The organism is Rathayibacter sp. VKM Ac-2804, from assembly GCF_009866655.1.
In the GTDB taxonomy this organism is placed as follows: Bacteria; Actinomycetota; Actinomycetes; order Actinomycetales; family Microbacteriaceae; genus Rathayibacter.
This window is the reverse complement of sequence record NZ_CP047420.1, coordinates 729,617-745,590: the sequence shown is the minus strand read 5'-3', so window position 1 is coordinate 745,590 and position 15,974 is coordinate 729,617. Positions and strand designations below refer to the sequence as shown.

The window sequence follows — 15,974 nt, the reverse complement described above, 5'->3', positions numbered from 1 at the left end:
CTGCGACCGCCTCAGGTGGCGCTGCGCTTCCCGGAGGAGGCCAGCTCACCCGACCCGGCGGTGTTCTCGGGGGCGGTGCCGATCGCGGCGGGGCGCTGGCCGTTCTCCGAGGCGGAGCCGGTCAGGGCCGGGCCGCGGCGGAAGGACTCGCCGCGGCGCTGGTTGCCGCGGTTCGCGGTGACGCGCTCCCGCGAGATGCGGATGTTGTAGAGGATGAACGCGAGGGCGATGAAGGCGAGGAAGACGCCGAGACCGGTGATCGCGATCGGGATGATCGGGTTCGACCCCTCCTGCTCGACAGCCGCACCCTGGTCGGTGACCTGGAGGGTGACGCGGAGCTCGGGGGCGACGCCCTGGGCCTCCTGCTGAGCGGTGATGTAGCCCTGGAAGATCTGGGTCGCGGTCTGCGAGATCAGGACGGCGCGGGCCGGGTCGGTCGACTCGCCGACGATCGAGAGGATCGGGAGGCTGAAGCGGCCCGGGTTCTGCTCGGATCCGGCCGGCTGGGTCGTGCGGCGCACGGCGCTGAGGGCCTCGGTGGGCGAGAACCCGCCGATGGCGGCCTCGACCTGGGTGCGGATCTCGGAGCCGCTGACGAGGTACGCGTAGATGACCGCGGTGTTGGTGAGGTCGTTCTGCTGGGCCTCGGAGGTGCCCTCCTGCAGCGCCTGACCGGGCTCGACGGCCTGGAGCGGGTTGCGCGAGCCGCCGCCGAGCAGGATGGTCGTGTCGGAGCGGTAGGCCGACTCGGCGCGCGAGACGATCTCACCGTCCTTGACGGTGTAGCCGGCGACCATGGCGGCCAGCACGGCGACCACGAGGCCGACCGCGAGGAGCCATTTGTAGCTCCAGAGCACTCGAAGGTAAAGGGGGACGGACATCTCGGTCTCGACTTCCAGACGGCGAGGTGTAGGACCTCGGGGCGACGCGCCGCGTGCTCGGAGGTTGCACTGCTGCTGCAATCGTTGGAGCAACGCCTCCGTCCATCACGGCGGTGATGGCGGAACGGGGTTTGCGGCTGTCGAGGTGTCGACGGAGCCTGGTGCGAAGGGCGGTTTCGGAGCGGTGCGGTGCTGCGTTCGCACCGGTCTTCGGGCATGCCTCGAAGGGGCCGGAACGAGCACAGAACCGGGACCCCAGGAGTGCGGTGCCCCGACACACTCATTGTGACCATAACCCACGGCATGCGGATGCCGGAAGTATTGCGGCTGTGTTAAGTCTGCGGGAGCGACGACTCGCCGAGCCGGGAGTGGACTTGCGTTCCTCTCAGGTGGTCGAGGATGGTGGCTATTGTTCATTCCTGAGCGCGCCGCCCTCACGACAGGAGACGCATGGATGATGAGCACCAGTGCTCCACCACTGCCGCAGACCCACCCGACCGCACCGACAGCACTGACCGCGACCTCGACGCCCGTCCTCTGACGACCGTCCCGTCCGCCGTGCCCGCCGGCGCTCCACTGTCGATCCTGTACTCCTTCCCGCACGGCATCGGCTCGCCGGGGATCGGCTGGACCGCCCTGCACCAGGTCCGCTCGCTCGTGGCCGCCGGCCACCGCGTGACCGTCGTCGCCGCCTCGATCACCGAGCCGCTCGGACCGGTCGCCCGCGCCGTGACGACCCTCACGGTCGGCGGCGTCCGCCTCCCGCACCGCCTCTTCGGCCGCAGCCGCTCGATCGCCCACCACGACCGCGTCACCGCGCGGATCCTCGCCGAGGGCGACTACGACGTCGTGCACGGCTGGCCGTGGGGCTCGGCCCGCACCTTCGACGAGGCCGCCCGCCAGGGCGTGCCCTCGGTGCGCGAGGCCCCGAACACCCACACCGCGCACGCCTTCGAGGTCGTCGCGGAGGAGTACGAGCGCCTGGGCATCACGCCGCCGGTCGGCTCGCCGCACACCTACAACGCGGTGCGGCTGCGCCGCGAGGAGCGCGAGTGGGCGTCGGCGACCGCGATCCTGGTGCCGTCCGCGTCCGTCGAGCAGACCTTCCTCGAGAAGGGCTTCTCCCCGCGCAAGCTCCTCCGCCACCGCTACGGCGCCCTGGTCGACACGACCCGCAGCTTCGATCCGGACCCGCGCGACGCTCCCGACCACGTCTTCACCGCGGTCTTCGTCGGCCGGATCGAGCCGCGCAAGGGCCTGCTCTACGCGCTGCAGGCCTGGCAGCAGTCGAAGGCGAGCAGCACCGGCCGCTTCCTGGTCTACGGCGACTTCACCCCGGGCTACCAGGAGCGCCTCGCCGGGCTCCTGGAGCAGCCGAGCGTCGAGCTGCGCGGCTTCACGGCCGACGTCGCCGAGGTCTTCGCGAACGCCGACGTGCTGATCCTGCCGACCATCGAGGAGGGCAGCGCCCTGGTCACCTCGGAGGCGCAGGCCGCCGGCTGCGTGCCGCTGGTCTCCTCCGCCGCCGGGGCCAACCTCGAGGACGGCGTGCAGGGGCTCGTGCACGAGCCGCGCGACGTCGAGACGCTGACCGCGCAGATCGACGTGGTGTCCTCGGACCGTGCCCTGCTCACACGGATGCGCCGGGCCGCGCTCGACAACCGCGGCAACCTGACCTGGGAGCGCGCGAGCGTCGACCTGGTCGCCGCCTACCGTGCCGCGATGGCACTCGTGCGCGAGGACCTGGCGGGCACCGCTGCTCCCGACTCCGATCCCGACGACCGAGCAGACCAGCCGAGGAACGACCAGCCGTGAACCCCCCAGCGCTCCACCCCCGCGACGTCTCGATCATCCTCTGCACCCGCGAGCGTCCCGACATGCTGCGGGAGGCGCTCGCGGCGATCGCAGCCGGCACCGACCCCGACGTCGAGGTGATCGTCGTCGACTCCGCGTCGACCGACTCCCGCACCCGCGAGGTCGCCCTCGCCGCGGGCGTGCGCTACGTGCGCACCGACACCAAGGGCCTCTCCATCGCGCGGAACCTCGGGCTCGACTCGAGCGACCGGCCGATCGTGGTCTACACCGACGACGACTGCTCGCCGACGCCCGGCTGGATCGAGGCGCTGCTGCGCGCCTTCGAGGAGGAGCGCGTCACGGTGGCGACCGGGCGGATGCTCGACCACACCCTCGTCGACACCGACGTGCCGCCGACCGACCGCATCGTCTACCGCTCGGCCGTCCGCGGGCTCGACGCGGGCCACGGCGCCGTGATGGCGTTCCGCCGCGACGTCCTGCAGACCCTCGGCGGCTTCGACGACACCCTCGGGGCCGGCCGCTACCTCGCCGGCGCCGAGGACCTCGACATCTTCTGCCGCGCCATCGCCGCGGGCGGCACCGCCGTCTTCGTGCCGGACAGCGTCGTGCTGCACGTCAACACGCGCAACCCCGTCGCCTACCGCCGCCTGATGCGCGGCTACGGGCTCGGGCTCGGCGCGCTCGTCGGCAAGTGGTGGCGCCTGTCGCCCAAGGTCGGCGCGCGGCTCACCGCGACCCTCGCCGTCCGCAGCGGCCGGCGCCTGGTGCGCTCGGCGAAGCGGCGCGGCCGCGGCGCGAAGGACGAGCTCGCGATGGTCGAGGGGATCCTCCGCGGCTACCTGCGCTCGCGCCACCTCCGCCTCTCCGGCTCGACCTTCGTCGACGAGTACCCGCCGACGCCGATCCGGCTGCCCGCCGCCCCGGCGCAGGCCGACCCGGCCCCCGCCGGCACCCCGAGCTGACCGCTCCCCTCCGCCGCCTCCGACCAGGGAGCACCGCCATGACCCGACCCCCTCGCCGCACCGGGCGACCGCACGCCGAGCCGCTGCGCACCCTCGACGAGAAGTTCGTCTCGAACGCCGTCGTCTACGAAGTCGCCCGGCCGACCGGCTCGATGATCGTCGACGGCGCCCCGTTCCGCCGCGCGGACGGCTCGCTCGACCGCGACCTCGTCTACTCCGCCTGGGAGGCGTTCATCCGCACCTCCCCCTCGGTGCGGCAGCGGCTCGCCCGCGCGCCGCTCGGGCTGTTCACGCCCTCCTGGGTGTCGGTCGACGAGATCGACGTCCGCGACCACGTGCGCTTCCACCCGGGCGTGGTCGAGTGGGACCCGCGCCACGTCGAGCTGCTCACCGGCGCCTTCAACGGGCCGATGGACCCGAAGGGCCCGCTCTGGGACATCCTCGTGGTCGAGCTCTCGACCGGGCAGCTGGGCTTCGCCGTGCGGATCCACCACGCGCTCGGCGACGGCATGTTCGGCCTCGTGCTGATCCAGGCCTTCTCCTCGGGCGAGCCGATCGAGTTCGCGCCCTACAGCCGCGCGCCGATGCACTTCCCGGAGGACCCGCGGCCGCCGCGCGGCCCGATCGCGCTCACCCTCGCCGCGCGCCGGCAGATCGCGTCGACGCACGCGTCGCTGTCGGACGAGTGGACGGAGTGGAAGCGCAAGCCGCTGAAGAAGCGGATCACCCGCGTCGGCGGCCGCAACATCCGCGCCGCCCGCGACTGGTGGATCCGCCGCTCGGGACTGCTCGAGCGCAGCATCAAGCCGCGCGACGCGGCGATCCTCACCGCCGACCTCAAGACCGCGAAGGCGGCGGCCCGCGCGGCCGGCGGCTCGGTCGCCGACCTGACCGTCGCGCTCGCCCTGCACGCCTTCGCCGCGCTGCACCCCGAGCGCGAGGAGATCGCGACCCTCGTGCCCGTGTCGCCGCGCCGCGACAGGAACGAGGTCAAGCGCAACCACGTGTCGATGGTGCGGGTCGCCGTGCCGGTGTCGCTCGGTCTCGCGGAGACGGTGGCGAGCGTGCGCGAGCAGGTGCAGCTCGCCGTCGAGACCGGCGAGAGCGGGATCACCCGGGGCCGGAAGGACTGGCAGGGCTACGCGTCCTATCTCCCCGTCTTCCTGCGCCCGCGCTGGTTCGGGAAGGCCGAGCTGGCCTCGATGACCCTCTGGCCCGTGACCGAGCCGGACGACGAGGCCGCGGTCTTCGCGAGCTCCTTCACCAAGCGGCTCGACATCGCGATCTCGGTGCGCTCGGACCTCGACGCCGACCTCTTCATCGACTCGATCGCCGCCTCGCTGACCGAGATCGGCGCGCCGGTGATCGATCCGCTCGCCGAGCAGACCCCCGCCGGATCGCCGGACGACCACGAACCGAACGGAGCCGGCCGATGAGCCAGGGCGGCGGACCGCTGCGCACCCTCACGAAGGTGCGCACGTACCTGCAGGCCGTGCGCCTGCTTCACTTCCACGCGTACAGCCACGCGGACCAGGTGCCGCGCCTCAGCCGCGGGGCCGACGTCTCGTTCGCGCCGAACGTGTCGTTCCGGAACGCCGAGCGGATCACGCTCGGCGCCGGCACCCACATCGGCGAGAACTCGCTCCTCTGGGCCGGCAACAGCAGCGGCCGGATCACCCTCGGCGCGAAGTGCCTGCTGGCGCCGAACGTCACGATCACCGCGTCGAACTACGGCATCGTCCAGGGCACGCCCGTGATGGACCAGCCGAAGATCGAGAAGGACATCGTGATCGGCCGGGACGTCTGGCTCGGCGCGAACGTGGTCGTCGTCGCGGGCGTCACCATCGGCGACGGCGCGATCGTCGGCGCGGGGGCCGTGGTCACCAAGGACCTGCCGGCGAACTGCATCGCCGGCGGCGTGCCCGCCAAGGTCATCGGCCAGCGACCGGAGGCCGATCGTGCCTGACGCCGTGGACACCAGCCTGGCGATCGTCGTCGTCAGCTACAACACCCGTGAGAAGACGCTGGCCTGCCTCGCGTCGATCCCGCTCGGCGACGCGCCGACTCCCCCGCACGTCATCGTGGTCGACAACGGCTCCGAGGACGGCAGCGCGGAGGCGATCCGCGCCGCGCACCCCGAGGCGACCGTGATCGAGGCGGGCGACAACCTCGGCTTCGCCCGCGGCGTCAACCGCGGCGTCGCAGCGGCGACCGAGCGCTTCGTGCTGCTGCTCAACCCGGACACGCTCGTGCTCGAGGGCTCGTTCCGCGCGCTGCTCGAGTTCGCCGTCGCGAACCCGCGCTACGGCGTGTACGGCGGGCGCACCCTCCGCCCCGACGGCTCGGTCGACCCCTCGTCCTGCTGGGGCGCGCCCAGCCTGTGGTCGCTGCTGACCTACGCGACGATGCTCTCCACCGCGTTCCGCGGCAACCCGCTGCTCGACCCGGAGTCGCTCGGCGGCTGGCAGCGCGACAGCGTGCGCGAGGTGCCCATCATCACCGGCTGCCTGCTGCTGATGCCGCGCGAGGAGTACGAGCGGGTCGGCCGGCTCGACGAGCGCTTCTTCCTCTACGGCGAGGACGCCGAGTTCTCGATCCGCGCCCGCCGCGCGGGCCTGCGCCCGGTGATCGTGCCGACCGCCGTGATCGTGCACGACGTCGGCGCCTCCACCCGCGACGCCGCGACCGCGGGCAACTCCGGCCGCAAGATGTGCATGGTGATGGCCGGCAAGGCCACGATGATCCGCCTCTCCTGGAAGCCGCTGCCCGCGCGGATCGGCATCGCGCTGCTCCAGGCGGGCGCGCTCGTGCGCACCGTGCTCGAGACCGCGACCCGGCGCAAGCGCCGCGCCTGGACCGAGGTCTGGCAGCGCCGGGCGGACTGGCGGGTGGGCTACCCGGAGGCCGAGCGCACCCTGTTCGGCCGGGTGCCCGGCACCGGCGCGGCGGAGGTCGCCCGATGATCGCCGGCGGCAGCCGCACGCTGCGCGGTCGCCTGCGCACGCGCCTGCGCGGACTGCTCTCGGGCGAGGACGCCAGGAGCCGCCGGCTGCGGGTCGAGGCCGAGCCGGCCTTCCGCACCCGCTACGCCAACCCCTACAACGCGCGGCTCTACACGGCGATGACCGCCGAGGGCGTGCTCGTGCGCGACCTGTCCTGGGTGCGCCTGCTGCTCGCGAAGGTCGACGTCGTGCACCTGCACTGGCCGGACCTGACCTTCCTCAGCGGCGTCCGCCGCTACCGGATCGTCGCGCGGCTGGTCTTCTTCTTCGCCTTCCTGCGCGTCGCGCGCCTGCGCGGCACCCGGCTGATCTGGACCGCGCACAACGTCACCTCGCACGAGGAGCGCGGCACCCCGTTCCTGCGCAACTGGTACCGGCGGCTGCTGACCGAGAACCTCGACGCGATCGTCTGCCTCTCGGAGGAGGGCGTGACCGCGATGCGGCGCTCCTACCCGGAGCTGGCCGCGGTGCCCGCGTTCGTCACCCCGCACGGGCACTACCGCTACGACTACGACTTCTCCGCGAGTCGCGCCGAGGCGCGCGCGGAGCTCGGTCTGGACCCGGACGCGCGGCTCGTCGTGTCGGTCGGCCAGATCCGGCCGTACAAGAACGTGCCGACCCTGATCGAGCGCTTCCGCGACCGCGAGGACGACGGCACGCTGCTCGCGGTCGCCGGCAACCCGGCGCGCGGTCCGCTGCGCGGCGTGATCGAGGAGGCGGCGGCGGGCGATGCGCGCATCCGGCTCGAGCTGTCCTTCCTCAGCGACGAGCGGATGGCGCTCTGGCTGCGCGCGAGCGACCTGGTCGTGCTGCCGTACTCGGCGATCCAGAACTCCGGATCCGCGATCCTCGCGGTCTCGGCCGACCGACCGGTGCTGGTGCCCGATCTCGGCGCGATGCACGAGCTGGCGGCGCTGGTCGGCCCGGACTGGGTGCGGCTCTACGACGGCGCGTTCGACACCGCGGCGCTCGACGGCGCCCTCGCCTGGCTCGACGAGCGGACGGTGGCGGACGACGCCTCGGCCGACCTCTCGGCGCTGGAGTGGGACGCGATCGCCCGCGCGACCATCGACGTCTACCGCCGCGTGCTGCGGGCCCCGCGCCCCAGCTGAGCCGCGCCCACTCCCTGCTGTGGGGGGCGGGTCTCGATCGAGTAGCCCGCGCAGCGGGCGCATCGAGATCCACCGTGGTCGGCACCCCACCCGCAGAACCCGCCTGCTGAAAAATCTCGAAGAGTAGTGCGCCGGAAACCCGGGGCGGCTAGCTTTGGCTCCTGATCCCCTTTGCACTCCTCCGCCGGATGCTCCCCCGCGTCCGACGGTCGTCGGTCACCCCTGCCCGCCGAGCCCGCACGGTCACCCCGCCCCGCCCGCCGCACAGAAACACAGGACCTTCGTGATCCCTCGCTCCACCTCGTCGCGCCGCCCCGCCGGTCGTCTCCGCCGCTTCCTGGCCGCGACCGCCGCCGCGGCCGTCGTCACCGCCGGTCTCGTCGGCGCCGCCGCGCTCCCCGCGCAGGCCGCCGACTCCGCCCAGACGGGTGCCGGCCGCTACGTCGTCACCGTCGACTCGAAGGCCGTCTCGACGACGCTCGCGAGCGCCCTCGGCCTCTCGCTCGATGCGACCTACGGCGGAGGCGTCTCCGGCTTCACCGCGACCCTGACCGCCCGTCAGCACGCGATCCTCGCCGCCGACAGCCGCGTCGTCGGCCTCTCGCCCGCCGACCAGGTGGTCGAGGGCCAGGCGCAGACGATGCCCTCCCACGTCCTGACCGCGGAGGCCGACAAGGCCCCGGTCAGCGCCGGCGACGGCGTCACCAACTGGAACGGCCCCGCCGTCGCGGTCATCGACTCCGGCGTCAGCGCGCACCCCGACTACAACCTGGCCAAGCAGGTCAACTGCTTCGGCTCCGGCACCGCCGACGACGCCAACGGCCACGGCACCGGCGTCTCCGGCTACATGACCGCGCTCGACAACGGCTCCGGCACCGTCGGCGTCGCCCCCGGTGCACCGGTCTACTCGGTCCGCGCACTCGACGCGAACAACAAGGGCACCATCTCGACCCTGATGTGCGCGCTCGACTGGGTGTCGCAGAACGCCGCGACCTACAACATCAAGGTCGTCAACATGTCGCTCGCGACCAATGGTGCGGACGACCGCAATTGCGGGCGCACCGACGGCGACACGATCCACCAGGCGGTCTGCGACCTCGTCGCGAAGGGCGTGACCGTGGTCTCGGCCGCCGGCAACTCCTCCGCCGATCTGTCGAAGTACATCCCGGCCGCGTACGACGAGGTCCTCGCCGTCACGAACTTCGCGAACTACGACGGCAAGCCGGGCTCGCTCGCGGCCGTCCCGTGCTCGAACGTGACCACCAAGGACGACAACTACACGCTGAACAGCAACTTCGCGAGCACCGCCGACGCCGGTCACACCATCGCCGCGCCCGGCACCTGCCCCTACACGACGAAGAAGGGCAACACCTACGCGTACATCCAGACCGGCACCAGCATGTCGACGGCCGCCGCCTCCGGTGTCGTCCTCGACTGCCTCGCGGCAGGCGGATCCTGCGTGGGCAAGACCCCCGCGCAGGTCATCGCCCAGGTGATCGCCCAGGCCAAGTCGGCCACCGTCGACCGCGGCCGCACCTTCGCCGGCGACCCGACCCGCCCCGTCTCCGGCCGCTACTACGGCTACGGCGTGAGCACGATCCCGGTGGGCACGGTCGTCACGCCGACGCCGACGCCGACGCCGACCGCGACGCCGACCGCGACCGCGACGCCCACCGCCACGCCGACGCCGACCGCGACGCCCACGGCGACCGCCACGCCGAAGCCGACGGCCACTCCGACCGCGACGCCGACCCCGACCCCGACGCCCACCGCGACCGCGACGCCGACGGCCACGCCGACCGCGACCGCCACCCCGACCCCGACCTCCGGTGCCGACATCACGAAGCCGCAGGCCAAGATCGTCTCGCCCGCCAGCCAGACGACCGTGACCGGCACCGTGACCCTCGTCGCCAACGCGAGCGACAACGTCGCCGTGACGGGCGTCGCCTTCTGGTCGGGATCGACCAAGCTCGGCGACGGCGTCAAGCAGACCGACGGCACCTGGGCGCTCACCGCGAACAGCAGGAACTGGCCGAACGCGACCTACGTCGTGGTCGCCAAGGCCACCGACGCCGCCGGCAACGTGGGTACCAGCACGTCGATCACGCTGGTGATCAAGAACTGACCCGCTCCGCCTGAACGGCCCGGCTCCCTCCTCGGAGGGGCCGGGCCGTTCGCGTCTCCCACGGGGCGGTCGCGGCGTCAAGGGCGGGCGCTGCAGTGGCGCGGTCCGTAGCGTCGGAGGCGCGCGGTCGACCTCCGCCCGCGCGGAGAGGCAGCCATGAGCGACACCCAGAACGGCCCCGTCATGGACGGCGCCGAGGACGCGAGCAACGACGACAAGCTGAGCGGTCTGATCGAGCAGGTCGACCACGACCACGGCGACGAGGGCGCGGGCGCCATGGCCGATGCGCTGCGCGACCGCGCCGACGAGACCGACACCGAGATCACCTCCTCCGACGAGACGGAGACCCGCACCGAGACGGAGTAGCGCCGCCGGTCGAGCAGCCCGCGCATGCTGGTCGAGCAGCCCCGCAGGCGGCGTATTGAGACCCGCCGTCACCAGCTCGGCGGGTCTGCAGACTCCTGTTCTGACGCTGGTGGATCTCGATACGCCCGCTCCGCGGGCTACTCGATCAGCATGATGCCGCCCGCCCCTCGAGCAGCCGCCGCAGGCGGCCCCTGCACGCTGGTCGAGCAGCAGCGTCCGGCGGCCCTTGCATGCTGGTCGAGCAGCCCGAAGGGCGCATCGAGACCCACCACCGCCGAGACATCCGGGAGCGAGCCTCCTCCCCAACCCCCGATCTGACAGCACTGTCCCCGATCGGCCCGCCACCCCACTCCGGTGTCGGTGGTGCCTGATTCAATACCCGTATGTCAGAAGACGAGAATGCGGCAGCACTCGCGGAGGTGCGCGACTGCTTCGACGACTCCGCCGCCGCCGAGCGCGCTGCGTCCCCGACGCGCCTCAGAGCGGCGGAGCGGATGCACCGCGGCTACCGGATCGCGCTCACCGTCCCGGAGGCCTTCGCCCGCGGCGCGACTCGCAGCGAGACACGCGACCTCGTCGAGCGCTCCGTCCGTGCCGAACTGGCGGTGGCGTTCGGGGTGTCCGAGCGGGAGGTCTCCCGCCGCCTCGAGACCGCGCAGCTTCTGATGGAGCACCTGCCGCTCACCCGCGCGCTGCTGCGCGGCGGCCTGATCCTCTGGGAGCTGGGCGAGGCGATCTGCAGGACCGCGAGCAGCCTTCCCGAGACCTCCCGCTCCGCACTCGACGAGCGCGCCGCCGACGCCGCCGTCAGGATGACCACCACGCAGCTGCGCCGCGCCCTCGGACGCTGGCGGGAGGAGCTGCACGAGCAGCCACTCGCCGAGCGCCACGCGCGCGCGAAGGAGGACCGCGCGGTCTGGGTCACGCCGGACGTCGACGGGATGGCGACGCTCTGCGTCCACGCTCCCGCACCGGCAGTGACGGGCGCGTACGACCGGCTGCGCCGCATCTCCCGCACCCTCCGCGACGAGGGCGACCCGCGCAGCCTGCAGCAGCTCAGCGCCGATGCGGCGGTCGATCTGCTCTGCGACGGCGACATCATCGGAACCACGCCCAACGCCGAGCATCGGTCCGACCCGACCTTCGTCCCCGGCGTGCGCGCCGAAGTGCGGCTCACGCTCGCGGCGTCCACCGCCGTGGGTCTCGACGATGCGCCCGCGGAGCTCGACGGCTACGGCCCCGTCCCCGCCCCGATCGCCCGTGAGCTCATTCGCACCGCTGCGTCCTTCACCCGCGTCCTCACCGATCCGGACACCGGAGCCGTCGTCTCCGCCGGCCGGACCTGGCGCACTCCACCGCCCCAGATGCGCCTGCACCTGCAGCTGCGGGACCGGACCTGCCGCTTCCCCGGCTGCACCCGGACCGCCGCCACCAGCGAGGCCGACCACACGATCGAGTGGCGCAACGGCGGCGAGACCTCGCTCGAGAACCTCGTCATGCTCTGCACGTCCCACCACCACGTGCGGCACGGAGAGCAGTGGAGCTACGACCGGGTCGACGACCACGGGACGATCGAGTGGACGCGCCCGACCGGCCGACGGATCAGCAACCGCCCGCCACCCCTGCCCGGGCGGCCACCCGACCCGCCCCCGGGGCCCCGCTTCGACGATGCTCCCGCACCGTTCTGACGGTGGGGGATCTACTTGGAAGAGATGCCCGCACACATGCTGGTCGAGTAGCCCTGCAGGGGCGCATCCAGACCCGCCCACCCCAAGGACGTCGGTCTCCTCCCCGCCCTGCGCTGGCGCCGGAGGCGCCCCCTCCGCTCGATACGCCCGCTCCGCGGGCTACTCGATCAGCATTGATTCCCCGCTGCGGGCTGCTCGGCGAGCATGGACGCAGTGCGCGCCGACCGGGCAGCGGATGCCCGCGGTGTCTCCCTCTCGTGAGCATGCGCTCGCATGGACCGATCTCCCGTCCGCCTGAGCCACCCTTCGGAAAGGCAGCCGTGCCCGACGCTCTCCTCGTGCCGCTCCTGCTCGCCGCGCTCGTCACCAGCGGCCTGGCGGCGGGCTTCTTCTACGCCTTCGCCTGCGCGGTGATGCCGGGCCTGGGCCGGACCGACGACCGCGCCGTCGATCCGCGAGTCCCTCGACTCCCGGAAGACGGCAGTCTGGTCAGCACCACCCCGATCCAGGAGAGACACCATGACCGCACCCCGCCGCGCCCTGATCCTCGTCGACGTCCAGCAGGAGTACTTCGCCGGGCCGCTCGAGATCCGCTACCCGCCGCACGCGACCTCGCTGCCCGCCATCACCGCCGCGCTCGACGCCGCCACGGCCGCCGGTCTGCCGATCGCCGCCGTCCAGCACAGCAGCGGCGAGGGAGCACCCGTCTTCGCACCGGGCACCCCCGGCTTCGAGCTGCACCCCGAGATCGAAGGCCGCCGCAGTGATGAGTGGACGTCGATCACCAAGCAGTTCGGCACCGTCTTCGCCGGCACCGACCTGCTCGCCTGGCTGCGCGAGCGCGACGTCGACACGATCACCCTCGTCGGCTACATGATCAACAACTGCATCCTCGCCTCGGCGGCCGAGGCCGAGACGCACGGGCTGACGGCGGAGGTGCTCTCGGACGCGACCGGTGCCATCGCGATCTCGAACGCGGCGGGCTCCGTCGACGCCGAGACGGTGCACACCACCCTGCTCGCCCTGCTGAACTCGAACTTCGCGGCCGTCGCCGACACCGCCGCCTGGACCGACGCCCTCGCCTCCGGCGAGCCCCTCCCTCAGAGCGACCTCGGCAGCTCTGCCGTCGCGGGCGCCGCGCTGCCGCCGCGCTGAGACCTCGCCTACTGGTCGGGACGCCCCGTAAACGGGCCGTATGGTCGGGAACGACGAGTCGAGCGCGGCGTCGGGGCACACGTTACGTGATTGCCGCGCTCCACGAAGAGGTGACCACCGAAGGTAGAACGATGGCGCGCGACGTTCGGCTGAAACGCGCAACGTCCGTTCACCAAACGACAGCCCACGAGTTCGGCACCCCTCCACTCCGCAGATCTACAGCAATGGGAGCGCTCTCCCGATTCGCAGTACACAGTGATCCACATATTGATTGCCGTCAGCATTGCGCCAGCACGTACGTGGCTACAGAAATCTCCGTCAAGAACAATCCGCAACAAGCAAACCTACGGAGGTAAGAAATGTGGTACTACAGCGCAAGGAAAATGGCTGCGATCGTCGCATTGTCGAGCGCCATGATCGCCGATGAAGCGAAATACAGCTGTGTCGGGAAGACGAACAATCCACACTGGTCTCGCGGCACGGGCGGGTGTTATCGCTAAAACTGTTGTCACCTGCTCCGGACCCAACGGCAACATCCCTGTCAGGGTCCTCTCGCTTCTCGGCAAGACCAGCCAGAACAGCGTGGCAAGCCTGCGGATCGTCGCCGAGTCGAACTACGTCCAGAACATCCCGGTGGGTGCACTCGGCCAGCCACGGACATGGTATGTCCCCGCCGAAGGAGCACCAAGGATAAGCGGAGACGCCTACTTTCGTGCCAGCCATTCGGTCGCAGGAGCGCCACCATTGAGTACAGAGATCTCAGGATCGGGCCAGTCGACTTTTCTCTACGTCAGAAGTAAGTAGAAGCGACCCTTACCGCGAGAAGAGAAGCTCGAGTGTTGCTTTTCCGGAATTGAAGGCGCTCGGGTGCTCGAGGTACAGTCGGAACGGAAGACCACGAGCATCTCGCTCCGCCCATTCAATCACCTCCAGGACATCTCGCGCTTCGATGATACGGATCTCCTCCTCGATCGTCTCGGCCTCTGTGAAGTAGACGCGATAGACCGGGTCATCCACTTCGCCGTCGACGTTGCGAGGATCTACTAGGTGAGTCTTCATTGTCTCTCTTTCCTTTCTCCGCTGCGGTCATTATTCCCCACCGTCGGCCTCGCACTCGTTCGCACATCGAGATGTCCCCACGGAGTCCGCGGTTCTCGATACTCCGATGCGGCGGTCTACTCGATCACCAGATCCTGCGACTTTGGGGCTCTGCGAGCGGCTCGACCGGGCGCTTCGTCAGCGGTCCGAGGGCGGCGGGAACGGGCGGGTCGAGCGCGGGGCGGCCGGGGGCAGGGCCGTGCGGGCGCGGTGCAGGGAGACGGCCGTGAGCAGCACGCGGGTGCGGGCCGGGGAGGCGTCGAGCGGGCCGATCAGGGACTCGATGCGGGCGAGGCGGTCGTAGAGGGTCTGCCGGCCGATGCCGAGAGCGGCCGCGGTGGCGGTCTTGCTCCCCCAGTGCGACGCGAACGACTCGAGGGTCGCGAGCAGCTCCGGCCGGCCGCGGCGCAGCGGGCCGAGCACCTCCTCCACCAGAGCATCCGCCTCGGCGTCGTCGCGGAGCGTGCTGGCGAAGCGCTCGAGCCGGTGCAGCCGCGCATCGACGACGCCGCTCTCGGCGCGGGTCCACTCCCGCACCCCGCGCACCTCCGCGAGCTCGCGCGGCACCCGCGCCACCGCGTCGGCGCCGCTGCCCACGCAGAGCAGCGCTGCCGCTCCGGCAGCCGGCGGCCACTCGCCGAGCAGCAGCGCCCTCGCCCGCTCCCGCGCGGCGATGTCCGGGAAGGCCAGCAGTGCGAGCAGCTCGCCGCCCGCGACGCAGACCACGCTCGCCGCGCTCGCTGAGCCTCGCACCGAGCCGTCGAGCGCGGCGCGGACCGCGCGGAGGGTGCGCTCGTCCTCGCCGACGTCCGCCCAGACGCCGAGGAAGGACTCGCTCCCGCCGATCCCGAGCCGCCCGAGGAGCGCGTCGATCTGCAGCTCGGCGCTCGGGTCGGAGCGCGACGTCTGCGCCGTCGCGACCGCGAAGAGCTGCGCGGCGAGCCGCTCGCGCGCGGTCGGCGGCCGCCGCCGGAGCAGGGCGATCGCGAGCACGTCCGGGGCGCGGTCGAGCGCGACGGCGACGGCGTGCAGGTCGGCCTCGTCGTGGGCGCGGAGGTAGAGCGTGCCCAGCAGGGAGTCACCGGCGCGCAGCACGCCGGAGGAGGCACCGGCGGTGCGCGACGTGTCGACGCCGCGGCCGGGGTGGGCGCGCACGATCTCCTCGCCCGCCGGCGAGACGAGCGCGGCCGAGGCGCCGGTCGCGCTCGCGACGACCCGCAGCAGCTCGTCGATCCCGGCGTCCGCGGCCGCCGCCTCGCCGAGAAGTCCGGACAATCTGTCCGCCACCCGCAGACTCCGGAACTTCTGCTCGGTGAGCCGGGTGTTGATGCTCTCGCAGACCTGGACGAACGGGACGCGGACCGGCAGCGCGAGCACCGCGAGGCCGCGCTCGTCGGCCGCGGCGACGAGCGCGGCCGGCACGCTCGGCAGGCGCTCCGAGAGCTCGACGGCCAGGGCACCGACTCCCGCCGCGACCAGGGATTCCACGTAGCGGCGGCACTCCTCCGCGTCCTGGTCCGAGGAGAGGTTCACCCCCTCCATCAGCAGCAGCTCGCCGCCCAGGAGCAGGGGCGCGACATCGAGCTGCTCGCTCGCGTGGGCCCAGCGGATCGCCACCCGCCCCGCGGCCGGCCCGCCCGCGACCACGACGGGTCCGGCGGCCGCGAGCAGCGGGTCGAGGAGCGCCTCGGACAGCGGGATCACCATGCAGAACGTCCTCTCGCGTCACGGCGAATTTACACGGCGACGCGGCCGCCGAAACCGTCCGCC

Annotated in this window: 13 protein-coding genes; 10 read left to right on the top strand and 3 right to left on the bottom strand. The window is 72.1% G+C overall.

The window, feature by feature from the left end:
- Positions 1 to 11: 11 nt before the first annotated feature.
- The gene (locus tag GTU73_RS03350; RefSeq protein WP_160086977.1) at positions 12 to 881 is read right to left on the bottom strand and encodes a hypothetical protein; all 870 of its coding nucleotides are present in this window, start codon (positions 879 to 881) and stop codon (positions 12 to 14) included.
- A gap of 450 nt (positions 882 to 1,331) precedes the next feature.
- On the opposite strand from GTU73_RS03350, the gene GTU73_RS03345 reads away from it, so the two are divergent.
- The 10 genes from GTU73_RS03345 (at position 1,332) to GTU73_RS03300 (ending at position 13,106) form a co-directional block, all read left to right on the top strand.
- Positions 1,332 to 2,696: a glycosyltransferase family 4 protein gene (locus GTU73_RS03345; RefSeq protein WP_160086975.1), complete on the top strand. Its 1,365-nt coding sequence runs from the start codon at positions 1,332 to 1,334 to the stop codon at positions 2,694 to 2,696.
- Positions 2,693 to 3,658 (top strand): glycosyltransferase family A protein, encoded by a 966-nt coding sequence (locus tag GTU73_RS03340; protein WP_160086973.1) that lies wholly within the window; start codon positions 2,693 to 2,695, stop codon positions 3,656 to 3,658. Before GTU73_RS03345 ends, GTU73_RS03340 begins: the two co-directional genes overlap by 4 nt.
- Positions 3,659 to 3,696: 38 nt before the next feature.
- Positions 3,697 to 5,094, top strand: coding sequence for a wax ester/triacylglycerol synthase domain-containing protein (locus GTU73_RS03335; RefSeq protein WP_160086971.1), 1,398 nt, complete (start codon positions 3,697 to 3,699; stop codon positions 5,092 to 5,094).
- The gene (locus tag GTU73_RS03330) at positions 5,091 to 5,624 is read left to right on the top strand and encodes an acyltransferase (protein ID WP_160086969.1); all 534 of its coding nucleotides are present in this window, start codon (positions 5,091 to 5,093) and stop codon (positions 5,622 to 5,624) included. Before GTU73_RS03335 ends, GTU73_RS03330 begins: the two co-directional genes overlap by 4 nt.
- On the top strand, positions 5,617 to 6,621 hold the full coding sequence (locus GTU73_RS03325) for a glycosyltransferase family 2 protein (protein ID WP_160086967.1): 1,005 nt from the start codon (positions 5,617 to 5,619) through the stop codon (positions 6,619 to 6,621). Before GTU73_RS03330 ends, GTU73_RS03325 begins: the two co-directional genes overlap by 8 nt.
- Positions 6,618 to 7,772, top strand: a complete 1,155-nt coding sequence (locus GTU73_RS03320) for a glycosyltransferase family 4 protein (RefSeq protein WP_160086964.1) — start codon at positions 6,618 to 6,620, stop codon at positions 7,770 to 7,772. The genes GTU73_RS03325 and GTU73_RS03320 overlap by 4 nt, the downstream gene beginning before the upstream one ends.
- A gap of 283 nt (positions 7,773 to 8,055) precedes the next feature.
- On the top strand, positions 8,056 to 9,897 hold the full coding sequence (locus GTU73_RS03315) for an Ig-like domain-containing protein (RefSeq protein WP_160086962.1): 1,842 nt from the start codon (positions 8,056 to 8,058) through the stop codon (positions 9,895 to 9,897).
- A 156-nt stretch (positions 9,898 to 10,053) separates the two neighbouring features.
- Complete coding sequence (locus tag GTU73_RS03310; RefSeq protein ID WP_123444647.1) at positions 10,054 to 10,263, top strand: hypothetical protein; 210 nt, start codon at positions 10,054 to 10,056, stop codon at positions 10,261 to 10,263.
- A 383-nt stretch (positions 10,264 to 10,646) separates the two neighbouring features.
- Positions 10,647 to 11,951: an HNH endonuclease signature motif containing protein gene (locus GTU73_RS03305; protein WP_160086960.1), complete on the top strand. Its 1,305-nt coding sequence runs from the start codon at positions 10,647 to 10,649 to the stop codon at positions 11,949 to 11,951.
- 519 nt (positions 11,952 to 12,470) lie between these two features.
- On the top strand, positions 12,471 to 13,106 hold the full coding sequence (locus tag GTU73_RS03300) for an isochorismatase family protein (protein WP_160086958.1): 636 nt from the start codon (positions 12,471 to 12,473) through the stop codon (positions 13,104 to 13,106).
- 813 nt (positions 13,107 to 13,919) lie between these two features.
- Here the strand turns inward: GTU73_RS03300 and GTU73_RS03295 are convergent.
- Entirely contained in the window at positions 13,920 to 14,165 is a 246-nt protein-coding gene (locus tag GTU73_RS03295) for a hypothetical protein (protein WP_160086956.1), read from the bottom strand.
- A gap of 177 nt (positions 14,166 to 14,342) precedes the next feature.
- A complete protein-coding gene (locus tag GTU73_RS03290; RefSeq protein WP_160086954.1) occupies positions 14,343 to 15,911 on the bottom strand; it encodes a PucR family transcriptional regulator in 1,569 nt (522 codons plus the stop codon).
- Positions 15,912 to 15,974 lie beyond the last annotated feature (63 nt).